The sequence below is a fragment of the Methylosinus sp. LW4 genome (genome assembly GCF_000379125.1).
In the GTDB taxonomy this organism is placed as follows: Bacteria; Pseudomonadota; Alphaproteobacteria; order Rhizobiales; family Beijerinckiaceae; genus Methylosinus.
This window is the reverse complement of record NZ_KB900627.1, coordinates 155,728-178,931: the sequence shown is the minus strand read 5'-3', so window position 1 is coordinate 178,931 and position 23,204 is coordinate 155,728. Positions and strand designations below refer to the sequence as shown.

General features: G+C 62.9%; 18 protein-coding genes. 12 read left to right on the top strand and 6 right to left on the bottom strand.

The window, feature by feature from the left end; genetic code table 11:
* Positions 1 to 59: 59 nt before the first annotated feature.
* On the bottom strand, positions 60 to 746 hold the full coding sequence (locus tag METLW4_RS0120490; RefSeq protein WP_157235527.1) for a hypothetical protein: 687 nt from the start codon (positions 744 to 746) through the stop codon (positions 60 to 62).
* Here METLW4_RS0120490 and METLW4_RS0120485 point away from each other — a divergent pair.
* Positions 745 to 1,434, top strand: a complete 690-nt coding sequence (locus METLW4_RS0120485; RefSeq protein WP_043333295.1) for a response regulator transcription factor — start codon at positions 745 to 747, stop codon at positions 1,432 to 1,434. The two genes, METLW4_RS0120490 and METLW4_RS0120485, sit on opposite strands and share 2 nt — an antisense overlap.
* A complete protein-coding gene (locus METLW4_RS0120480; RefSeq protein WP_018268102.1) occupies positions 1,431 to 2,801 on the top strand; it encodes a sensor histidine kinase in 1,371 nt (456 codons plus the stop codon). The genes METLW4_RS0120485 and METLW4_RS0120480 overlap by 4 nt, the downstream gene beginning before the upstream one ends.
* A 321-nt stretch (positions 2,802 to 3,122) precedes the next feature.
* Here METLW4_RS0120480 and istB read toward each other — a convergent pair whose 3' ends face one another.
* The 4 genes from istB to METLW4_RS0120460 form a co-directional block, all read right to left on the bottom strand.
* Entirely contained in the window at positions 3,123 to 3,905 is a 783-nt protein-coding gene (gene istB, locus METLW4_RS0120475) for an IS21-like element helper ATPase IstB (protein WP_018264842.1), read from the bottom strand.
* A complete protein-coding gene (gene istA, locus METLW4_RS0120470; protein WP_157234838.1) occupies positions 3,895 to 5,424 on the bottom strand; it encodes an IS21 family transposase in 1,530 nt (509 codons plus the stop codon). Before istA ends, istB begins: the two co-directional genes overlap by 11 nt.
* 106 nt (positions 5,425 to 5,530) lie before the next feature.
* Entirely contained in the window at positions 5,531 to 6,085 is a 555-nt protein-coding gene (locus tag METLW4_RS25595; RefSeq protein ID WP_018268101.1) for a PepSY-associated TM helix domain-containing protein, read from the bottom strand.
* 56 nt (positions 6,086 to 6,141) lie between these two features.
* Entirely contained in the window at positions 6,142 to 8,352 is a 2,211-nt protein-coding gene (locus METLW4_RS0120460) for a TonB-dependent siderophore receptor (RefSeq protein ID WP_018268100.1), read from the bottom strand.
* 670 nt (positions 8,353 to 9,022) lie between these two features.
* Between METLW4_RS0120460 and METLW4_RS0120445 the strand changes: the two genes are divergently transcribed.
* From METLW4_RS0120445 to METLW4_RS0120415, 7 genes are all read left to right on the top strand, one after another.
* Complete coding sequence (locus METLW4_RS0120445) at positions 9,023 to 9,700, top strand: response regulator transcription factor (RefSeq protein WP_026191679.1); 678 nt, start codon at positions 9,023 to 9,025, stop codon at positions 9,698 to 9,700.
* Positions 9,697 to 11,091 (top strand): sensor histidine kinase, encoded by a 1,395-nt coding sequence (locus tag METLW4_RS25590; protein WP_018268096.1) that lies wholly within the window; start codon positions 9,697 to 9,699, stop codon positions 11,089 to 11,091. Before METLW4_RS0120445 ends, METLW4_RS25590 begins: the two co-directional genes overlap by 4 nt.
* 309 nt (positions 11,092 to 11,400) lie before the next feature.
* On the top strand, positions 11,401 to 11,760 hold the full coding sequence (locus METLW4_RS0120435; protein WP_018268095.1) for a hypothetical protein: 360 nt from the start codon (positions 11,401 to 11,403) through the stop codon (positions 11,758 to 11,760).
* 75 nt (positions 11,761 to 11,835) lie between these two features.
* A complete protein-coding gene (locus METLW4_RS0120430) occupies positions 11,836 to 12,339 on the top strand; it encodes an RNA polymerase sigma factor (RefSeq protein ID WP_018268094.1) in 504 nt (167 codons plus the stop codon).
* Between the two features lie 106 nt (positions 12,340 to 12,445).
* The gene (locus METLW4_RS0120425; protein WP_026191678.1) at positions 12,446 to 13,378 is read left to right on the top strand and encodes a FecR family protein; all 933 of its coding nucleotides are present in this window, start codon (positions 12,446 to 12,448) and stop codon (positions 13,376 to 13,378) included.
* A gap of 206 nt (positions 13,379 to 13,584) precedes the next feature.
* Positions 13,585 to 16,167, top strand: coding sequence for a TonB-dependent siderophore receptor (locus METLW4_RS25585; RefSeq protein WP_245258505.1), 2,583 nt, complete (start codon positions 13,585 to 13,587; stop codon positions 16,165 to 16,167).
* 117 nt (positions 16,168 to 16,284) lie between these two features.
* The gene (locus METLW4_RS0120415; RefSeq protein ID WP_018268091.1) at positions 16,285 to 17,568 is read left to right on the top strand and encodes a PepSY-associated TM helix domain-containing protein; all 1,284 of its coding nucleotides are present in this window, start codon (positions 16,285 to 16,287) and stop codon (positions 17,566 to 17,568) included.
* Positions 17,569 to 18,575: 1,007 nt separating this feature from the next.
* Here the strand turns inward: METLW4_RS0120415 and METLW4_RS0120410 are convergent.
* A complete protein-coding gene (locus METLW4_RS0120410; RefSeq protein ID WP_018268090.1) occupies positions 18,576 to 18,809 on the bottom strand; it encodes a hypothetical protein in 234 nt (77 codons plus the stop codon).
* Between the two features lie 59 nt (positions 18,810 to 18,868).
* Here METLW4_RS0120410 and METLW4_RS0120405 point away from each other — a divergent pair, with 59 nt between their 5' ends.
* The 3 genes from METLW4_RS0120405 (at position 18,869) to METLW4_RS25580 (ending at position 23,204) form a co-directional block, all read left to right on the top strand.
* Complete coding sequence (locus METLW4_RS0120405; RefSeq protein WP_245258504.1) at positions 18,869 to 19,345, top strand: RNA polymerase sigma factor; 477 nt, start codon at positions 18,869 to 18,871, stop codon at positions 19,343 to 19,345.
* A 151-nt stretch (positions 19,346 to 19,496) separates the two neighbouring features.
* Positions 19,497 to 20,432, top strand: a complete 936-nt coding sequence (locus METLW4_RS0120400) for a FecR family protein (RefSeq protein ID WP_018268088.1) — start codon at positions 19,497 to 19,499, stop codon at positions 20,430 to 20,432.
* Positions 20,433 to 20,651: 219 nt separating this feature from the next.
* Positions 20,652 to 23,204, top strand: a complete 2,553-nt coding sequence (locus METLW4_RS25580) for a TonB-dependent siderophore receptor (RefSeq protein WP_198290231.1) — start codon at positions 20,652 to 20,654, stop codon at positions 23,202 to 23,204.

The following is a 23,204-nucleotide window of genomic DNA, read 5'->3' as shown; positions in this document are numbered from 1 at the left end:
CGGCCGTTTGAACCGAGATCGTGCGAGTGCGGTCCGTTCGGACCATTCGATGGATCGGATCAGGAAAAATGCGGCGGCGCGCGCGACGACCAGGCGCTCGCCCAGCCCGCAGGCGGTCTGACTTGCGCGGAAGCAGGAATCCGGGACGATCGGGCGCTGATCGTGTCGACAGGCTCGCTGTCCGCGAGGACCAGAAGAGCCGGTGCGCAATCGGCGTCGCATCCGCCGCAAAGGATGCAACAGTCGTCGAGATGATGTCGCGTGTCGCCGGAGCCGCCGCCGAGCCCCCATTTCGCGCAAGCGATGGAAGCGCCCGAAGCGAGAAGGACCGTATCGCCTTTCGGCTGGCCCCAGGGTCGAAACGGCAGACCGATCGCCGCAAGCGCCTGAAGGGCTATCACGACGGCCAGGAGACAAGCGATGACGACGCGAAGCCGGTTCGCGGACAGACGGCGCACGGTCTCCCGCCCTGTCGTCCTCGCTGGCATCATGCTTTGGTCAATCTCCAGGACAATCAATTCGGCCTTCTCGACCACGGTGGCGGTCGGCGCACGATAAGGCACGAACGTCTTGCGAAGATGACCCGGCGAGAATAGCCGAAAATTCACGGCGATCGTGATACAAATGACACAGTCCACGATAGGACCGATGTCTGGCCATTGCTTTCTTGCAACTTTTGGACGCTTCCCTATGGAATGGCGGTCGGCCCATTCACGCGGGCCGGGGATCTTGGGAGCGGCGCCCATGCGTATCTTATTGGTCGAGGATCAACCGGAACTGGCGACCAGTGTCGCCAAGAGAATTCGACAGGCGGGCTACGCCATCGACACTTTTGGCACGATTCACGAGGCGGATGCCGCATTGGACGAGCAATCCTATGCGATTGCCGTGCTCGACCGCCGCCTGCCGGACGGCGATGGACTGTCCCTGGTGGCGCGCATTCGGGGCAAGCATCCGGGAAGCCGGATATTGATGCTGACGGCCCTGGACGCGATCGACAGCCGCATCGAGGGATTGGACGCGGGAGCAGACGACTATCTCGTCAAGCCTTTCGCCATAGAGGAGCTGATGGCGCGTATTCGCGCGAGCTTGCGACGGCCCGGAGGCGAGCGTGCGCCGCCAGTGGAAGTCGGCGCGCTTTCGTTCGACCTAGAGACGCGTACCGCTTTTGTCGGTGGTGAGCCGGTCGTGCTGCTTCGCCGTGAGCTTGCTCTTCTGGACGCGCTGATCCGGCGTGTCGACTGCATCGTCTCGCGCGAGGCTTTGGTTTCGGCGATTTACGGGCTCGACGAAGACATAGAAGAGCACGCGCTGACGAAGCTCGCTTCGCGGCTGCGCGCGCGCCTGACCGAGCTGAACGCCGGCGTTCTCATTCACGCGGCCAGAGGCTTGGGGTATATGATAACCGACGCGTCATCCAAGAGACCGAAATGACGATCGGCCGCTCACTCGCGCTACGCGTCGTTTGCTATCTGGTCCCAGTGCAGTTCATAGCCTTCGTCGTCGCGCAATTGTCGATCATGGGCCTCGGCGTGACCCATTTGTGGTTCGTCGATACGAGCATCGACGACTTCGCCGTCCATCGAGTCGGACGGCTGGTGATCGACTCGCTGTTCGAAGGAGCGGACGGCCAAATTCGGCTCGCGCCGACCGAGGCGCTATGCGCCGAGCTCGAGCGCTCGCCCGACTTGAAATATGCGGCCTTCGATGTAAAAAAATACGAGGCGCTCCCGGGTTCCTCCCCAGAGCTCGCGGAGACGCTGTCTGGCGCGATCAGAGTCAACTCCACTCACACGCATTTCTCTCTTCCTTCCGCTCTGACGTCGGCCCCTCACGGATACGCCGACGCCAAGAAGACGCCTTATGGAACTTTTCAAATCGCAGTCTACGGGGAGAAATTTCAATGGATCGACCTTCTATATGCTGTCGCTGATGAATTCCGATGGTCATCGGTCGATATAGTTTCGACCACTCTGCTGTCGATCGGAGCGGCCTGGTTCGCCGTGCGGCGTGGATTGGCTCCTCTGCGCTCCTTGTCACAGGAAGCCTCGCGCATCGATTTGGAATCGCTCGACGCGCGTCTTTCGACCACAGACGTTCCCTCGGAGGCGGCGCCGCTTGTCAGAGCCGTCAACGAGGCGCTGTCGCGCCTCGACGCCAGCGCGACCCGACTGCGTCGCTATTTCGCGAACGCCGCGCATGAGCTGCGCACGCCCCTGGCGATCCTGCGCGCGCGCATAGAGGATAGGGAAGACACCCCTACATTCAAGAGCGATCTCCTGCGCGACGCCGGTCGGCTGCAAGTGGTGGTCGAGCAGATGCTCGTCGCGTCTCGTTTGGCCGAAAGCCAGCTTCCACTCGATCAGATCATCGATCTCGCCGAGGCCGTTCGTCAGATCGTATCCCGTCATGTCCTGCTCGCATTGCGGTGCGAACGCTCCATCGAGTTCGAGGCAAGCGATCCTTCTCCGAAAGTCAGAGGCAATCTTCGCGCGGTCGAATGCGTCATCGCAAATATCGTCGACAACGCCTTGCGAGCCGAGCCGATTGGAGGAACAGTGCTCGTGCGGGTTGGTTCTGATGCTGTCGTCGAGGTGATCGACCATGGGGAGGGGCTCTCGCCGTCCGATCAGGCGACGGCCTTCGAACCATTTTGGCGGAAGAGCGACGCCCTTCCGGGAACGGGATTGGGGCTCGCCATCACCAAGGAGCTTTTGGACAAGCTCGGGGGACGTATCTGGATCGAGGAGACGCCGGGCGGAGGAGCGACATTCAAAATCGCATTTCAACCGATACGATGATCGGGCTCAAACCGCGCCCTTGAAGCCGGTTGGTCCGTTTGCAACGGCGATGGTTCGCCCTTCGCTCCACGAGCATTACACCCGCTTCGTCGCTGCTACGGAGCAGTCCGCCCCTCTCCCGCGCATTGGTACTTTCGGCCTCGCGGTGGGAGCCGCTTGCGCCTTTTCCCTTGGCGTCGCTGGCAATGTTCTCACGCTCCATACGAAAGCCTGAGATTCGCGCCGCCTGCATGCCGGATTGTCGATTTCCGTCGAGATTTGACCCAGGATTTCCATTGAGAATTGACCCGGGTTGAAGATGGCTTGCGGGTCAGTCGGTCGTCAAGTTTTGGTCTTCTCCTTTGCAGGTTTGTCCGCCGTCGCCGAGCTGTCCTTGAACCGGAAGCTGTCGTTCCCGGTTTCGAGGATGTGGCAGCGGTGAGTGAGGCGATCGAGCAGAGCCGTCGTCATCTTGGCGTCCCCGAAGACGGCGGCCCATTCGCCGAAGCTCAGATTCGTCGTGATGATGACGCTGGTCCGCTCGTAGAGCTTGCTCAGCAGATGGAACAGCAGCGCCCCGCCGGAGCCGCTGAACGGCAGGTAGCCGAGCTCATCGAGGATGACGAGATCGGAATGAACGAGCCGCGCCGCGACTTGGCCCGACTTGCCTTGGTGCTTTTCAGTTTCGAGCGCGTTGACGAGCTCGACGGTGGAGAAGAACCGCACGCGCTTTCTGTGATGCTGGATCGCCTGGACGCCGATTGCTGTCGCCAGATGCGTCTTGCCCGTGCCAGGTCCCCCGACCAGGACGGCGTTATGCGCATCTTCGAGGAACTCGCAGCGATGAAGCTGGCGCGCGAGCGCCTCGTTGACCTCACTGCTGGCGAAGTCGAAGCCGGCGAGATCGCGATAGTTCGGGAACCGCGCGGATTTGAGCTGGTAGGCGATCGATCTCACCTCCCGGTCGGCGGTTTCCGCCTTCAAGAGTTGCGACAGGATCGGCAGCGCCGCCTCGAAGGCCGGGGAGCCTTGCTCGGTCAGCTCGCTGACGGCTTGCGCCATGCCGTGCATTTTGAGACTGCGCAGCATGATGACGATGGCGCCGGCGGCAGGATTATGACGCATGGCGCGCCTCCCGACCTTTGCGCAGCGCGTCGTANCGCTCGACATTGGCCTGCGGCTCGGTGGTGAGCGTCAGCGCATTGGGCGGCTTCACGGGCGGCGCGTCGACCGGCTTGCCGTCCACCAGGCGATGCAACAGGTTCAAGATGTGCGTCTTGGTCGGCGCGCCGGCCGCCAACGCCAGTTCGACGGCGGTCAGCACGGCCTGCTCGTCGTGCTGTAGGACCAGAGCCAAAATCTCGACCATCTCACGGTCGCCGCCCGGCTTCTCGAGCATGCGCTGTTGCAGCGTCCGTAAGGCGACCGGCAGTTCGGCGAAGGGCGCGCCGTTGCGCAGCGCGCCCGGCTTGCGCTGGATGACGGAGAGATAATGCCGCCAGTCGTAGACCGTCACGCTCTTGTCGTTATGCGAACGGGCGAAGACGCGGGCGTGCTCGCACACGATCTGCCCCTCGGCGGCGACGACGACGCGCTCGGGGTAGACCCGCACGCTGACGGGGCGATTGGCGAACGAGGCCGGCACGCTGTAGCGATTGCGCTCCAGATGGATCAGGCACGTCGGCGTGACCCGCTTGGTGTGTTCGACGAAGCCGTCGAATGGCCGCGGAGGCTGCATCAGCTGCGGAACCTCCTCGCGCCAAGCGTCCGCGATCGTCCCCGGCTGCGCGCTGTGCGGAATCTCGGCCCACAGCTCGCGGCATCGCGCCTCCAGCCAGTCGTTGAGCGCCGCCAGCGACGGAAAGCTCGGGATCGGCTGCCAGAGGCGGTGACGAGCGTCCTGAACGTTCTTCTCGATTTGCCCCTTTTCCCAGCCGGAGGCCGGATTGCAGAATGCGGCCTCGAACAGGAAATGGCTGACCATGGCGGCGAAGCGGGCGTTGACCTGGCGCTCTTTGCCGCGCCCGACCTTGTCGATCGCCGTGCTCATATTGTCGTAAATGCCTCGCCGGGGCACGCCGCCCAGCACGCGGAAGGCGTGATTGTGAGCGTCGAACAGCATCTCATGCGTCTGTTGCGGGTAGGCGCGGAGGAAGAACGCGCGGCTGTAGGAGAGCTTGAACTGGGCGACCTGCAACTTCGTCCGCTCGCCCGCGATGATCGCCCAATCCTCCGACCAGTCGAACTGGAACGCCTCGCCGGGTAGAAACGTCAGCGGCACGAACGCGCCGCGCCCGCAGGTCTGCTGCTCCCGATGCCGCGCCGCCCTCCACTCCCGCGCGAAGGCCGCCACGCGATTGTAGGAGCCGTCGTAGCCGAGGGCGACCAGATCCGCGTGCAACTGTTTGACCGTCCGCTTCTGCTTGCGCGACTTTGCGGCCTCGTGACGCAGCATGTGCGCCAGCTTGTCGGCGAACGGGTCGAGCCGGCTCGGTCGATCGGGCGTGGCGAACCGCGGCTCGACGCTGTCCGAGCGCAGGTATTTGCGCACGGTATTGCGCGACAGCCCCGTGCGTCGCGCGATCTCTCGGATCGAGAACTCCTGCCGATATCGCCAGCGTCGGATGACGCTCAATAACTCCATGTCGATCACTCCCAGGTCCCCCGCGACGGTCGAGGGGGAAAGGTTCGAACATGGGTCAGTTCTCGGTGGAAAAACCCGTGCTGCCTGGGTCAGCTCTCAGTGGAAATCAACACCAAGCGGACTTCCAGCGCGCGAGGAAGCCGCGCCGGCGCAGGAGATTGGCGGGTAAAGTGAGATAGAAGGCGATGAAGCAGTCGATCGTCCAGGTGAGAGCGACGACGCCGAGCAGCCACTCGCCCCAAGGGCCGAGCGCCAGAGACCAGTGCAGACGGTCGATGAACGGCAAGACATCGCCGAGGCTTTCCGGCAGGCCCTTCTGCTTCACGCGGCCGAGCGCGTCCCCGCTGACTGGATCGAGATAGAGAGCGTCGATCTCCGGCGCGCTAGGCTTCGTCTCGAAGGAGACGATCGCCGTTCCGGGCGCCGCGAAAAAGATTCGCGTCGGGCGTGCTTGCGGCGTGAGCTCCTCGGCGCGGCGCAGCAGCGCGCTGGCGGAAAGCTCCGCTCCGTCATGCCGGCCGGGATAGAGGTTCGGCGTCACCCATTGATTCAATTCGGGCAGGAAGACGAGAATGCTTCCCGTGATTCCGACGAGGATCAGAAATGCCGCCATGGCGAGTCCCGCCCAGCGATGCAGGAAGACGAAGATTGCACGCATCATGCCGCCTCTTCGAACGATTGGGTGAGAACGCGCCAAGGAGCGAGCGCGCTCGAGGCTTACCATTTGAAGGCGATCTCGCCCATAAATGTGCGAGGCTGACCATATTGTGCGGCAGGGACCCAGCCGCCCGCGTTGGTGAAATATCTCCGATCCGTGAGATTCTTGACGTTGAGCCTCGCAGTCACGCCATGTCCGAAAAGCGTCGTCCGATAGGCGCCCATGGCGTCGAATTTGATGTAGCCGGGCATGAGCCAGCTATTTGCATTGTCACCCCACCGATTGTCCATGGCGTAGAAGCCGCCACCGAACTCCCATCCTTCCGCGGCTCCGGGCGCCGTATCCCATTTGGCCCAAAGATTGGCGACATTCGGGGCGACGCCGTAGTAGCGCTTGCCGACATTGCCGTTGTTATTGTCGTTGGTGATCTTCACGGAGTCGAAGGTATAGGACGCGATCACATTGAGATTATCGGTGATCTGCCCAGAGATATCGAATTCGACGCCGCGGCTCGTGACTTCGCCGACAGGCACGCTGACGCCCGGCCGAAGCGGGTCCGCTTGCAGCACATTCTTTTTTCTGAGATCGAACAGAGCGACCGAGGCCATGACCCTACCATCGAAAAACTGCTTTTTCGCGCCGACTTCCCATTGCAGGCCTCGTTCTGGAGGAATGACGGAGCCGTCGCTCGTGTAGCCATTGTTGGTTCCCGAAGATCGGACGTAGCTGCCATAGAGCGACGTCGTTTCGTCAACTTTGAAGACGAGTCCGGCTCTCGGCGAAAGAGGCGTGGTGTCGGCATAGCGCTTCAATGGATAGCCAGTGCAATACGGATAGCACGACGCGAACGGGTCCCCGTAAACAGTCGGAAAATGCTGGTCGGCAGTGTCCCATCGACCTCCGAGGAGCAGGTGAACTCGGTCATCCCAGAACGAAATCTGATCCTGGGCATAGACGCCGAAATTCTTCGATCGCGTCCGCCACGTCACATTCGAGCGCCCGGAGTCGGCGACGAGACGCCATGCTGCCGAGACATTCCCATAGGCGGGCGCGAAGATATTGAGCGGGAGACCGTCATAGCTGCTGGGTGAATTCAGAAGGTCGTCTTGATAGCTGAACCAGTCCGCCCCAACGAGCAAATTGTGATCGAACGGTCCTGTCGTCGTCTTGCCGGTGACGTCGAGATTCGCGCTCAACATCGCTCGCTTGAAGTTGGCGATCCACGGCGTCCGATAGATGTTGACGCCGTCGAAGCCGCCGAAACCGAGCCCATTCTGATTCTCGTCATTGTCGACATAATTGAAGCGGTTGACGATTTTCCAGTCTTCGTCGAATTTGTATGTCCAATCGAAGGCGTAGATGGTCCGATGCACAACGGTCGGAAAGTCCGACCATTTGGATGGATCCGCCATGCTGAAGCTTCTCGGTAGAACGAACGGCCGACCGGTTCGCGCGTCGACGGGAATCCAGCTGCCGTCACTCGCGATTTTCTTTTGATAATGCTCGAACTGCACATTGGCTTCGAACCTTTCGGTCGGCCTGAAGGTCAGGAATAGAGCGGCTGCGCCATTGTCTCGATGATCAAAATTTACGAAGGAATCTGCACGGTCGTAGACGGCCATGAGCCGATAGAGCACCGATTTCTCGTCATCGACCGGCCCGGTTGCGTCGGCTACGGTTCTGGAAAGCCCCCAACTGCCGAACTGCTCGCTGACATTCGCTGAAAACGTTTCCTGCGGGCGTTTCGTCACCACATTGACGAGCCCGCCGGGCTCGATGCGGCCATAGAGCATAGAGTTCGGCCCTTTCACAATCTCGACACGATCTGTGAACGCGGCTTCGGTCGCGCCGATCAGGCCTTCCATGCGAAGGCCGTTTCGGTTGATTCTTCCATATCCGTTGCTGAAGCCACGAATTAGGAATTGATCGTAAGGATTGCTGCTATTCTCTAATTGAACGCCCGATACGTTTTGAACGATTTCTTGGAGGCTGATGGCCTGCCTGTCCTCGATTACTTCGTGCGGAATGATTTGAACCGACTGCGGCGTATCGAGAAGCTTCGTTTCAGTCTTGGTCGCGGCGGAGCTCGTCGTGCGCGCGTAGCCCGTCTGATTTGCGGATGCCGGCGAGGAGATGGTCGTGCGCGATCCCGCGCTCGACGATCCGATATCGATCGTCGGCAAGGCCTCTTGCGCCGACGCTGCGGTCGTAAGGATGCCGATGCCGAGCGCGTAGGCAGAGACGCCGTGCGAAAGCGTTGTGCGAGTCATATTGTCATTGCTCCTGGCGCGGTGCGTCGAGCCCACGCGGATCGAGGTAAGTGCGGCGCGAACGCCACTCGTATCGATTTGTCAGGAGCGGGCGGGTGGCGCCTGCGAGGACCAGGAACTCGCCCATCCACTTTCTGGGGCGAGCGATGGCGCGCGGCGGATGAAAGGCATGCTCGCCGCGCTTGCGATGGGTCTGCGCAGTGCGGCGACGGCGCCGGGCTCGCGCGGGGGCAGAATAGTGGCGTCGCGGCATCCACAGCACAGCATGCAGCTCGGGCTGTGATCGGCCTTCGCATGGCCGCTCTCGTTTGCGGCGCAGAATCGCTCGATGGCGCCGCCAGCGGCGATCGTGTGTTCGGATGTGTGTCTGGGAACGAGCGCGGCGCCGGCCGCGAAGATTTGGATAAGCAGGACGAAGGCCAGGGCGCCGATGATCGTCGCACGCAGTGACGCGCACCGAATTCGGCTCGTCCTTCGTTCGGTCCCGCGCTTCGTCATCCGCCGCCGCTTCCACATCGATTATGGCGAAAGCTAAAGAGGCGACCTATCATCAGTCTGTCAAAGTCCCACCGTCGCAGATCTTCTGACGGACTGTGGCTTTACGGCAACAATCCGGCCATGCTACGACTTCGGATCAAGGCGGGCGATCGAAAAGCTGGAGCGGCGTCCAGTGAAAATCCTGTTGGTGGAGGACGAGCCGGACATGTCGCGGCTCCTGTCCTCCCTGCTCAAAGGCGCGGGCTTCGTGGTCGATCATGCGACGTCGATCCGTGAGGCGGAAGAGGCGACGCGGCAGTTCGTCTACGATCTCAATCTGCTCGACCGGCGCCTGCCGGACGGCGACGGCGCCGAGCTCATTCCACGCATTCGAGCGCTTCGTCCCGGCGCGCGCGTGATGATGCTGACCGCGCTCGACTCGCTGACCAGCAAAGTGGCCGGCCTCGAGGCCGGCGCAGACGATTATCTCACCAAGCCCTTTCAGGGCGAGGAGCTCATCGCCCGCGTGCGCGCTTGTCTGAGGCGTCCTGGCAGCGCCGTTCTGCCGCCCATCCGCGTCGGCGCGCTCTCTTTCGATCCCGAGACACGGGCGCTCACCATCGACGACAAGCCCTTGCCCCTGCGCCGCCGCGAGCTCAATCTGCTCGAGGCGCTGATCCGACGCGCCAATCGCGTGGTGACGCGAGAGGCTCTGCTCAACGAAGTGTTCAGCTCGGAAGACGAGGTGCAGGCCAATGCGATCGACACGCTCGTGTCGCGCTTGCGCCAGCGTCTCTCGTCGCCGGGCGCAAATGTGACAATTTTGACAGCGCGTGGCATCGGCTACATGCTGACCGAGGATTCAGCGTGACGCGGCGCCGGTCGCTCTCGGCGCAATTGCTGAAGAGTCTCGTGGCCGCACAAATATCGGCCTTCGCCTTCGGCTGGGTCGTCTCGCTGTTTCTCGATCACTATGGCGTGCTCGGAGCGAGCGACGATTATCTGCGCTCTTATGCTTATACGCGCATCCAGCAGCTGCTTATCGCCTCCCTCGTGCGCGACGAGAACGGCTATATTCGCATAAGGGAGAGTGCGGCCCTCCGCGCGGAAACGGCGAAGAACCCCGACCTGCGCTATGCCGTGTTCGATTCGGAGCGGCAATGGGTCGCTCCCGGCTCGTCCCCCGCGCTCGCCGCCGATTTTTCGGCCCTGCTGCGCTACAAGCCGAACTGGATGCAGCTTTCGCTCCCGCGAAGCGAGACGCCCGACGATCAAGTAATCGTGCAAAAGAGCGACACGCCTTTCGGACGTCTGCAGATTTTGATCTATGGACATAAGACGAGCTGGGCCGACATGGTCTCGGCTTTCGTGCACGAGTCCTGGCGTCACATCTATTATCTCGTCACTCCATTGGCGTTCGGCGTGGTCGTTATGTGGTTCTCTGTGCAGCGCGGCCTCGCGCCGATCCATGAATTCGCCGAGGCGGTGACGCGGATCGATCTCGACTCTCTGCATCAGCGCCTGCCGGACGAAGAATGTCCCGAGGAATTCACGCCCTTGGCGACCGCCCTCAACGAGGCTTTGCAGCGTCTCGACGACGGCGCCATGGTTCTACGCCGCTTCACCGCCAATGCCGCGCATGAGCTGCGCACGCCGGTCGCCATTTTGAGCGCGCGGCTCGACGCGCCGGAGGAGCCGACGTTGAAGACCGATCTGAAGCGGGATGCGCGACGCATCCGCAACATCGTCGAGCAATTGCTCGCGGTCTCCCGCATCGGCGCTCACGCCGAGGATGCTTTCGAGCGGTTCGACCTCGTGGAGACGACACAAGCCATCGTCTCCGACGCGCTTCTCCTAGCCTATCGCAGCAATCGACAGATCGATTTCGTCACATCCGCCGCGCCCGTCACGATCAGAGGCGACCGCATGGCGATCGAGTCGATCGTCTCCAATGTCATCGACAATGCCTTGCGGGCGGAACCATCGGGCGGGGCGATCATGGTCATCGTCGATGACGGGCCTTCGGTATCGGTCGTCGATCATGGCGCCGGCGTCGCGCCCGAGGATCGGGACAGAGTTTTCGAGCCCTTCTGGCGCAAGAGCAGCGACGCGACCGGAAGCGGCCTCGGCCTGGCGATCGGGAAAGAGCTGATGGCGGCCCATGGCGGCCGCATCTGGATCGAGGATACGATCGGCGGAGGCGCGACCTTCAAGATGGCATTTCCGTCGCGCCTGGCCCCTACGGAGACCATTGGGCGTTGACAGTGGCCGAAATTGTCACGAATTCGGCGATAGCGCGTCTTCCGCCTCGATGCGCGCTTATCGAATGTCGCCTTTAGAGCGCGACGCCAGGGGCCACCTGTGGCGCCAGTTCCCCGTTCCCGACGGCGAAGGAGGAACTGTGACCCATGACCGCCCCGTCCCTTCCGCGTGGCCGACGTCCGATACCGCCGTCAGCGGACATTCCAGGCGCATTTCATCCGATTGTTGACGCTCGAGCTCTGCCTACCTAACAATGCGCCCATGTCGAGGCGACGGACATGGGGGAGTTCCCCCCGATATGCGACGATCATGGCGTTGATCGCGGCGGTCCTGCTCGTCTTTCAATTTGTGGACGCCGGTCGACGCGGAGCGCATGCCGTCGATCGATACGAGACGTTAGAGCCGCAAGTCCGGGTCGTCGTCCAAATCTGCGCCGCCGATCGCGACGTCGGCCAGGCCCCGGGCCCGCGCGATCCGGCCGACTGTCCCGACAATTGCTGCCTGATCGGCGGCGGTTCCCCTATCTCGGCCGTTGTGCCGGAGATCGGTTCGGCGTGGCCGATCGTACCGACCGACGGCATCCGACGCGCCTCCGGCTCGAACGAGCGTCGCCTGACGAGAATTAGCGGTTGGGGCAGCGCTTGGTCCGCCTCGGGTCCACCCTTCTGATCGGCGACGCTGTCCCGCCTGCGCCGCGCTCAGCGCGGCGCTCATCGCTGACCGCCGTCATCGCGGAAGGTTCAGATGTTCGAGACCAAACCTCGGCCCGTCGGAGAACTCTTCGAGCAGCATCAAGACGAGCTCCTGGATTTCCTGAGCAAGAGGGTCGGAAAAACCGACGCGCAAGATCTGGTGCAGGAGACCTTTGTGAGGCTCGTGCGGCGCGGCGAACACCGCTCGATCGCCTCGCCGCTCTTCTTCCTGCGGAAGATCGCGAGCAATCTCGCCCGGGATCATTCCCGGAGGCGAAAGTTCGAATCGAGCTGGCTGACTTTTCCGGGAGACCGGGTCGACGCTCCTGCGGCGGAAGAGACGCCCGCAGAGCGCCTCGAGCGCGAGGAGCGCGCGCGCCTCTTTCGCGCTGCGGTCGCGGAGCTTCCGCCGCGTTGCCGCGACGTCTTCGTGCTGTGCTTCGTGAAGAAAATGGCGGCGCCAGAAATTGCGCAGAGGCTAGGCATTTCCGACAGCATGGTGCGGAGGCATCTGCGCCTCGCCCTCGCGCGCTGCCGCGAGGCGATCAAAAAATGAGCGCAAGGTTCCGTTGGCCCCGCTCCGGGCGTCCCTCTGGTGAGGGGCTCACGAAGACATGGCGGCCGAACGCCCTCCGCTTCACAGCTCCATCAAGGAGAAGAGCGTGAAGCCGGGTGACGAGCCTGACGAGAACGACGCCCATGAGGCGGCGATCGACTGGTGGGTCCGCCGGCATTCGGCGCGGCTGAGGCCGGAGGAGACCGCGCAATTCGAGATGTGGCTCGCCGCGCCGGAGAACCGCGCAGCGTTTCTCGAGATCGAAAGCATATGCGACGAGCTCGATCGGCTGGAGGAGGAGCCTACCGTCGCGCGAGGCGGCGCCAAGGGCGGGCGCCGTCTCATTCTAGCGGGTATCGCGGCGGCGCTGCTCGCCTTCTGGCTCGCGCCCGCAGATGTCTATCTCGCTCGGCGGGCCGATCACCGGACGGCGATCGGCGAGACGCATCTCGTGACGCTCGAGGACGGGTCACACGTTCATCTCAACGCCCGCTCCGCCATCGCTGTCCGTTACGAGAGCGCGCAGCGCCGGATCGCGCTGCTCTATGGCGAGGCCTGGTTCGAAGTCGCGCCCGCCCCGGAGCGGCCTTTCGTCGTCGAGGCGCGGGGCGGGACCGTCACCGCCCGCGGCACCTCCTTCGACGTGGCGCTCGAAACCGACGGCGTCCGCGTCGCCGTCACCGAGCATAGCGTCCGCGTCGCGAGCGGCGGCTCGGAGACTTTGGTCTCAGAGGGGGAGGAGACGGTCTTCGACGGAATCGCCCGCGCCGCGCCGCCGACCCCGGCGCGTCTGGCGACGGCCACAGCTTGGCGGCGCGGCAAGCTGACCTTCGAGGACCGCCCCCTCGGCAGCGTGCTGGAAGCGCTCGGGCGCTATCGGCTCGGCGCCGTCTATTGCGTTCCGGCCTCCGTCTGCGGCCAGCGCGTGACAGGCGTGTTCGACGCCGGCGATCCCGGGCAGGCCCTCCGCGAGATCGAAGCCTATCTCGGCCTGAAGGCGCTGCGACTCACGGATTACCTTATCATCCTACATGAATGACTCTGCCGGACGCCGGACGCGCGCACCGCGCCAAAAATAATTTTGACGCCCGAGGTTCCGCTGGGGCGCCCCCATGCGTGTTCCAGGTGAGGGAACCTTTTCTCGTTCCCCGAACCTGAGCAGGGGATGCGGCGATGGTCGAGGAGAGGTCGAAGCGCAGGTGGGCGGATCACGCGATCCGAAGCGGCGGATGGAGAGACAATAAGGTGAGCTCGGCAGTCTTAGCGGCGGCGGTCGGCGCCGCCGCCGTCGCGGCCCCGGCGCCCTCCTCTCCGGCGCAGGCGTCCGTCGCGCCCCAGGATCGCCTCGGCGTCGTGCGGGACTACAGCATCGCGCCGGGCACGCTTGGCGGCGCGCTCAACGAAATCGCCGATCAGAGCAATGTGCATGTCCTCTATCCCGCCGGAGCGACGCGCGGCTGGCGCACGGACGGCCTTTTCGGCGCTTATTCCCTGACCGAGGCGCTGGACAGGCTGCTGGCGGGGACGAGCCTGACCTATCGCTTCGACGCGAATGGAAAGTCGGTGTCGATCGTGCTGGCGCAGGCGGACAATGGCGTGCGCAGCGACGCCGGCGCGGAGGCCCTGCCCCCAATCGACATCGGCGCGGAGCGGCCGGCGAGCGGCGATGGGAAAGGCGGCAAGGGCCTCACACCGGAGAATTCCTACGTCACGCCGGTCGTCTCCATCGGCGCCAAGACCGACACGCCGGTCATGAACACGCCGGTCAATGTGCAGGCGATCACGCAGAAGGCGCTCGAGGATCAGCAGGCCATCAATCTCACCGAGGCGCTGCGCAACGTCAGCGGCGTCTATGTCGCCACCGGCGCGGCGAACTCGGGCTTCTCGCGAGACAGCGGCGTCTTCATACGCGGCTTCTCGAGCCAGCAATTTTATCGCGACGGCTTCCGCATCGACAGGAACGGCAACATCGACACGACGGGCGCACGGCAGCTCGGCAATGTCGCGAGCATAGAAGTGCTCAAAGGCCCGGCCGCCATCCTCTACGGCCTGTCCGAGCCCGGCGGCATCATCAATGTCACGACCGCGGAACCGCAAGAGAAGCCTCATTATTCCGCGACGCAGCAGATCGGCTCGCTCGCGCTCTATCGCACCAATATCGGCGCCACCGGTCCGCTCACGCCGGACAAATCCGTGCTCTACCGGCTGACAGCGTCCTATGAGAACAATGGCGCGCCCTATGGCTCGATCGTCGATCTGGTTCACGGTCAGAATGTCTTCGTCGCGCCGGTCATAAAATGGAATCTCGATGAGCGGACCTCCATCAAGGCGGAGATGGAATATAACAACGACGTCACGAACGTGTTTCGACCCTATGCGCTGCTCTACAGGGGATCCTTCGTCACGCTTCCGCGCAACATCAATTATCAGGAGAATTCGCCCTCGCACACCGAGTCCATATTCGCCGCGCTGACTTTGTCGCACAAGTTCGACAATGACTGGTCGATCAAGCAGCGCGTCGCCTATACCGGGATGGACTATGGCGCGACCTTCGCTCTCCCGGGGGCGGGCGTCTCCGGCGGCGCCAACCCGACACTCACGCGCGGCGCTCTGGTGAGCCAAGGCTCGCAAGCGGGCTTTTCCACCGATCTCAATCTTCTCGGGCATTTCGAGCTGCTCGCCATGAAGCACACGCTGCTGCTCGGCGGCGACTTCTATCGAACGAGCTATGACGAATACCGTCCCCCGGTTTTCTGGGGAGCGTCGCTCATCAGCCTCGCCGCTCCAGCTCATCCCGGCTTTCCGACCGCGACACAGGCCTATGCCGGCCAGACCTATTTCAGCCGACAGGATTCCGCCGGCGCCTATGCGCAGGATCAGATCGAGCTTGCCTACGGCTTCCACCTCATGGCCGGCGCGCGATACCAATTCGTCCGTCAAGAGAGCGTGTCGCGCACGCTCGCCGTTTCGGTGGGCGTTCCATTCGGGTCGACCTCGATCGTGCCGTCGACCGAGGCGGAGCGCGTCACGCCGCGCTTCGGCCTATTGTGGCGCCCGCAAGAGTGGGTGAGCCTCTACGGCAATTACACGGAAGGCTTCGCAGCGAACGGCGGGATCGTCTATCCCGACAGCAAGCTCTCGCCGCCCTCGAACGCCAGAAGCTGGGAGGCCGGCGCCAAATTCGAATTTTTCGACGGAAGGCTGCGTCTCTCGGCGGATTATTACGATCTTACCAAGACGAATATTCCGATTTCCGATCCGGATCCGACGCATGTCTGCGGCGGAGCCGCCACCGGCGGATGCTCCATCGTCGTCGGCGAAGCGCACAGCGCCGGGCCGGAGGTAGATATTCAAGGCGAGATTCTGCCCGGCTGGAATGTGATCGTCACCTACACGAATCAGGACGTCCGCGTCGCCAGCGGCGCGCAGAGCGGCCTACGACCTGGACAGCGATTGCCCAACGTCCCGCGCAATCTCGCCAGCCTGTCCACGACCTACGAATTTCAGGAAACATTCTTGAAAGGATTGAAGGTCGGCGCCTATTACACCTATCACGGCTCGCAACCGATCGGTTACAAGAGCGGCCTCTATTCCATCGATCCTCCGCTGCTCGCCTCTTGGGGCACTGTCGATTTGATGGCGGCGTATAGTTGGGAAATCGACGGACTGAAAACCAAGGCGCAAGTCAACGTCACCAACCTCTTCGACAAGACCTATTACACCGACGCCTATGTGAACTCGAAGCCGCCGACGGGTTTCACGCTCGCGTCGTGGCGCTCCTACGGCGCTCCCTTCGCGGTCCGCGGCTCGCTGGGCTTCGAATTCTGACGATACCCGCTCGTCTCGCGAGCCGATGGCCGAACGATCCGCAGCCGAACGGCTCCTGGATCGCCCCATCGCATCGCGATCCGCGCGAAACGCTTTTCCAGCCGAGGCGCAGCGCCCATGATCCGCAGCATCTTCGTTTTTCTGCATCGCTGGGTCGGGATGTCGATGATGGGCTTTCTCGTCCTCGTCGGCCTCACGGGAAGCTTTCTCGCCTTCGACGACGAGATCGAGCGCTTTGTCGCGCCTCGGCTCTATGCGACGCCTCGCCCCGGCGCGCCCCGCCTCGATCTCGCGACGCTCGCGGAAAAGGTGGAATTGCTCACCCCTCCGCATACGCGATTCGTGAATGTGCAGATGAACGCGCCCGATCGGGCGGTGGCGAATTTCATGCCGGACATGCCGGAGACGCTGAAAGATCTGCAGCCGGGCAAGGTCGGCCTGCTGACCCTCCTCACACTCCAACTTCAGCTTCCGGCCGCCACGCAAATTTTTATCGATCCCTGGACGGGAAACGAGCTCGGCCGCCGTCGCTATGGCGTATTATCGGAAGGGCTCGTCAATCTCACGCCTTTCATATTTCAGCTGCACTGGACGCTCGCGCCGATCGCGCCCTTCGGAATACAAATCCTCGGCGTCGTCGCGGTTCTGTGGACGATCGACTGCTTCGTCGGATTTTATCTCACTCTGCCGGTCTCCGTTTCGGGCTTCTGGCGCAAGTGGAAAACGGCCTGGACGATCAAGCGCGGCGCAAGCGACTACCGGCTCAACTTCGACCTGCATCGGGCGAACGGACTGTGGCTGTGGCCCGCGTTGTTCATCTTCGCCTGGTCGGGCGTCCTGTTCAACATGAAGTCGGTCTATCAGCCGGTGATGAAGACGCTCTTCGACTTTCATCCATCGACCGAAATGAGAAGCGCGATGAAGTCGCGGTCCCCAAAGCCGCATCCCTCTCTCGACTGGCGCGCCGCGCAAGCCGTCGGCGAAAAATTGCTGGCCGAGCAAGCCGCCAAACATGGCTTCGCTGTCATCGAACCGATCAGCCTGGGCTATTTCGAAACACTCGGTCTCTACAATTACGCGGTTCGCAGCAGCCGAGCCGTCTCGTCGCGCGGCCATGACGCCAAGATTCAGTTCGACGGCGACACCGGCGAGTTCTTCAGCTTCGAGGCGCCCTCCGGCGAGCATAGGGGCGACACGATCACGAGCTGGCTCAAGGCGCTGCATACGGCGAGCGTGTTCGGCTTGCCCTACAAGATATTTGTCTGCGCGCTCGGCCTCGTCATCGTGATGCTGTCGGCGACCGGAGTCTACATCTGGTGGAAAAAGAGGAACGCGCGGCGCTTTCATAAGGAGCGTGACGCATCGACCGCCTCGGCGCTGGAGGCTACAGTCGCCGATTAAAAAATGGGATTCGAAGTCACTGGCTCGAGGCCACGAGTGCATTCGACGAAAGCTCTCACCGTTTCATTTTGCACAAAAGCAGATTTCGACATGACCGACATTGTTCGAGACACGCATTGTCACGGCGTCGATCGCCCCGCAGCGCACGCCGCCGACGCCCGCCGACTGTTAGAAGCGCTTCGACGATCTCGGCCTCTCATGGCGCATCCGCGGGGACGATCGCTGACCGCGTCGATCGCGGCGATGAGAAAGCGCCCCAACGCTGTGGCGGGCGGGACCTCGCCGAGCCTGTCGCCGGTCCACGGATCGAGCATGATGCGGACGGGGTCGTCGGAATATCGATCGCCGGTCGTGGGGTTCGTTCGACCGCGCATGCGCAGGATCGCGAGCTTCTTGGCTCGAGCGCTCACCTTGCGACGCCGCTCGCATCACCGATCCATGCACGAATCGTCGGCGTTCAGACCGAGCGTCCCTGGAAAACAACAGGTCAGCGTGCTGGACGGACTCGATGAGGGCGGTCTCGAGTTCCCCGTTGTGACCCGAAGGAGACCCGTCCCTCCTGCAGGGCCGACGTCCATCAACGCCGAAAGCCGACATTCCCGGATAGGGGGTCACGCGGCGGCTGCCGGGAGTAGAGTCCATTGTCCGTCGGCGAGAGATTCGCATGGCCTCGCCTTCGGTCGTGTGGCGCTTCTGCAACAGGGAAAGGGCTTTCGCTGGTCCGCCGGCTCCCGATCTTGACTCTGCGCAGCGTCCGGGGGTTCCGTAGGAAGAATGGATAAGTTTGCGCTCTGGCCGAGGGGAATCGCCCGCGTATTGATCGTGGGCCTCTTGGCGTGGGCTCTCGTCTGGCCGGGCATGGCCGCCAAGGCATTGTCCCATGCGGTCGACCGCGGGGGCGCCTCGGTGGACTTAGGCCACTGCGTCGCGCCCGACGGCTCCGACGCCCCCCGCCATTCCCCGGGACCACATCATTCTTGCTCCTGCTGTATTCCATGCCGATCCGGTCAGCTCGACGGTCCGGCCGGATTTTTCTCGATTGTTCCGAAGGGCGCAGATCTTTCATTCCCGGCCGCCGAGATCGCTTCGGTCCACGTTTTTCCGATCGTAGAGACGTCATCGCGGATGGGCTGGACCAGTTCATGGTCGCAGCGCGCCCCGCCGCGTGTTTTTTCGATCCTATCGCCGCCAGCCTTCGAGGCGTAGCGATCTCCCGCCGGGATCTGCCGCTCGGGCTTCATTCGCAATCTCCATCAGCCCTCGCCGGTGCAAAATGCTCGATTCTGCCTTGCGGCGCTCCGTGGGCGAGCTTTTCCAGCGCCACGGTCGCCGGCTTCTCGTCTACCTCCGGGGCAAAGCGGGCGCGAATGACGCGCCCGACCTTTTGCAGGAGACCTTTGTCCGCGCTATGCGGCATGGCGGCCTCGAAGCCATGCCCGATCCTGAGGCGTTTCTCCAGGTGATCGCGACGAACCTCGCCCGGGACCGCGCGCGGCGACGCAATACCGAGGCGAAATATCTCGAATTTCGAGAAGAGCTCCCGGAGGCGCCCTCGCCCGAAGCCCCGCCCGGGGACGCGAGCGAGGAGAACGACAGATCGCAGCTTCTGATCGCGACGATAGAGTCGCTTCCACCCCGTTGCCGCGAGGTTTTTGTTCTCGTCATGCAAGAAAACTTACCCGTGAAGAAGGCGGCCGAACGTCTCGGCATCTCCGACAGCATGGCGCGGCGGCATATCCGCCTCGCCTTTCGGCGCTGCCGCGAGGCGGTCCGCTGATCATGCTCGTATTTGGGGAGGTTCCGTCTTTTCCAGCCGGCGCGTTGTACTCTATAGAGGATCGGAGCCGGGCGACCGGAAGTGGGGCTGGACGGCGTTCGGCTGCATCATCCATGAGACCAATGTCCATGCCGGTGAGACGGCGACGCGCATGAGCTTCGACGGCGACACGCCGGAAGACCCGCACGACATAGCGGTGGACTGGATCCTTCGTCAGAAGGAAGGACCGCTGACGCGCAAGGAGCAGGCGGCGCTCGACGCTTGGCTCGCCGCCGACGCTGCGCATGTGGCGGCGTTCCGTGAGGCCGAAGGATTGTCCGCCGAGTTTTCCAAGCTGAATGTGCGCGCCCCTGCGAAGCAGCCGCTGGCGAAGCGGAGAAAGCGCCCATTTTCCGCCGCCGCGGCCTGCGCCGCCGCCCTGGCTTTTATCTTCTTTCGCGGCGATCTCTCGACATTCTTTCGCTCCGACTATTCCACGGGCGCCGGCGAAACGCGTCGCGTTACGCTCGCGGATGGATCCCGCGTCGAGCTCGGCGCGCGATCGGCCATCACGCTCCATTTCTCGCCCGCGAGCCGCCGGCTCGACCTCCTCAGCGGAGAAGCCTGGTTCGACGTGGCGCCCGACGCATCGCGGCCCTTTGTCGTAGAGGCCGCCGGAGGCACGGCGACCGCGCTTGGCACGTCTTTCAATGTCGCCGTCGATGACGACGGCGCGCATGTGACGGTCACCGAGCATCGTGTGGCCGTCGCGAGCGGCGGCAAGGAGGTCGTCGCCCAGGAGGGGCAGGAGACGAGTTTCCTGCGTGGCTCTTCGGCGAGCGCGCCAACGGCCGCGAATGTGGCGAAGCTCACCGCCTGGCGACGCGGCAGGCTCATCGTCGAAGACGAGGCGCTCGGCGATGTGCTCGCGGCGCTCGGCCGCTATCGTCACGGCTTCGTCTATTGCCTGCGGCGCGAGATTTGCGCCCGTCGCGTAACCGGCGTCTATCGCATGGACGATCCGCTACAGGCCATCGCCGACATCGAAACAGCTCTCGGCCTCTCCGCCTATCGTCTGTCGAACTATCTGATCCTGCTCCACGACTGACATCCTTCGCCTCGGTGCGGCTCCTCTCTCGAGGACCTCGCAATTTCTGTCGTTCCGCCGTCGGAACGAGCGCCGAAAAAATTTCTCGGCTTTCTCTTCGTCGAGGTTCCGAGGCGCAGGTCGACCGCGTTGAATCCAATGAGGGGCATTTTCGCGCCCTCGATGGATTCGAAGGGCGGCACGATGGCGAAGACGAGGGGTCCGAAGGGGAAGAGCGATATGGGTTCGGCAATCGCCGCGGCGACAGTCGGCTTTTTGATGACCGGGGCAGGATCGAGCTCCCTTCCGGCCGAAGCCGCTATCGCTCCGCAGGAGCGGGACGGCGCCGTCAAATTCTATCGCATCGACCAAATCCCTCTCACCGAAGCGCTCACCGCATTCGCGGATCAGAATGATCTTCGACTTTCCTATGACGCAAGGCTGACGCGCGGCGTGAAAACCCACGGACTGTCCGGCGCGTTCACCACGCAGGACGCCTTGCGCGCTCTGTTGGACGGAACCGCGCTCACTTACAGATTCGCCGACAATGGCCGCTCTGTGCTGATCACTCTCGCGCAGGCGGATACGGGTGTTCGCAGCGACGCCAATGGCGCGGAGGCTCTGCCGCCGATCGATGTGGGGGCGGAAGCGAACCGGCCCCGCGACCGAGGCGCCGCTGGCGGAACCGGCAGGGGCGATCCCACCGCCTATCGCATTCCCGACGCGACCACGGCCACCAAGATGAGCGCGCCGATCATGGAGACGCCTGCCTCCATCCAAGTCGTGCCGCAGCAGGTGCTGCTCGATCAGCAGGCGGCGTCTCTGGCCAAGGCCGTCGAGAATGTGAGCGGCGTGCGCACATTCGACGCCACCTATATCGGCGGCAACGACCAGTTCCAGATTCGTGGCTTTTCGACATCGTACGTCTATCTCGACGGGCTGCGTCTGCAAGCCGGCCTGCCCGGAACCTCCTCGCTCGCCAATGTCGAGCGCGTCGAGGTTCTGAAAGGCCCCGCTTCCATATTGTATGGCCGCGCTGACCCCGGCGGCATCGTCAACATCGTCACCAAGAAGCCGCTGGCGACGCCGCAATATTCGTTGAGCCAATCCTTCGGCTCATACGATTCCTACCGCACGACGCTCGACGCCACCGGGCCGCTGACGAAGGATGACACGCTGCTCTATCGCGTGACTGCGGAAATGGATCACGGCGGCTCCTTCCGCGAGACTGACTTCTCGCGCAATTATTTCATCTCGCCGGTGGTGCGGTGGAACATCGACGCGAGCACCTATCTCTCGGTCAATTTGCAATACAACCATCAGGTGATCCCCTTCGATGCGGGGCATTTCGCCTATACGAAATATGATCCGTTCTCGCTGCTCTTCGGCGTCGGGCCCGCCGCCTCGCTCCCACGCGAACGCACCTTCAACGATCGCTTCTCGAGCAGTCGCGTCGACGTGCTGAAATTCGGCTATGAATGGTCGCACAAATTCGACGCGAACTGGACGCTGACCAATCGCTTCGAAGGGCTCGAATACGAGGACCACACATTCCTCGTCGTGCCCGTAGGCTTCGCAGCCGGATCGCCGACGGCGCTGAGCCGCGTTGCGATCGAGAACAACGACGCTCGCCATGTCATCACCACCAATCTCGATCTGACCGGAAAATTCGATACGTTCGGTATCGAGCATATGGCGCTCCTCGGCGCCGACTATCTCTCCGAGCGAAGCTTCAACTCCTTCTTCGGCGCGTCCCAGATCCGGCAATCGAGCATCGACTATCTGTTTCCTATTCACAGCTTCACGCCGACGCAGACGTGGATGTACAATAATTTCAACGCCGGTCAGACGTCGCTCTATCGTAACGAATGGTTCGGAGTCTATGCGCAGGACAGGCTGACGTTGCCGCACGACTTTTTCTTTCTCGCGGGCGTGCGCTATGATCGCGGCCACAATCACAACAATCCCTTCGACGGCAATCCCGAGACGCTCGGCAATAGTTCCGAGCGCGTGACGCCGCGCTTCGGCTTGCTGTGGCGCCCGATTCCAGAACTCAGCCTCTATGGCAGCTATCTCGAGAATTTCGGTCAGGCCGGCGGTTTGTCGGGGCCCGGCGGCGCGGCGCGCATTCTCCCGTCGGAGAGCGCGCAGCAATGGGAAGTCGGCGTCAAGACGGAGCTATTCGACAAGCGCCTCAGCGCCACGCTCGCCTTCTATGATCTCGTCAAGAAAAATGTCGCCGCGCCGGATCCCGATCCTGCGCTCGCCGCGATCGGCTATCGCACCGCGCTCGGCGAGGTTCGCAGCCGGGGAATCGAGCTCGACGTCGCCGGCGAAATTCTGCCCGGTTGGAAAGTGATCGGCAGCTACTCCTACATCGATGCAGCCGTGGTCAAGGACAGCGGCGTCGTCAGCGACCCGCTCGGAAACATCGTCAGCGCGAACGGTTATCAGGGCTTCGTCGTTCCCGATATTTCGCGTCACATGGGCAATCTGTGGACGACCTATGAGCTACAGGACGGCGAGTTGAGAGGCCTGAAGCTCGGCGGCGGCGTCAATGGCCGCACCAAGGCGTTCGGCGATAATCTGAACAGTTTCCACGTCCCGAGCTATGCGATCTTCAGCCTGCTCGCCTCCTATAGCTGGAACATCGCGCAATATCGTCTGACGGCGCAGCTCAATGTCGAGAACCTGGCGGACACACGCTATTATCCGACCGGAAATCGCGGTCAGTTCGGCGTCAATGTCGGCGCGCCGCGCACGCTCAAAGGCATGATCCGCGTCGAGTTTTGA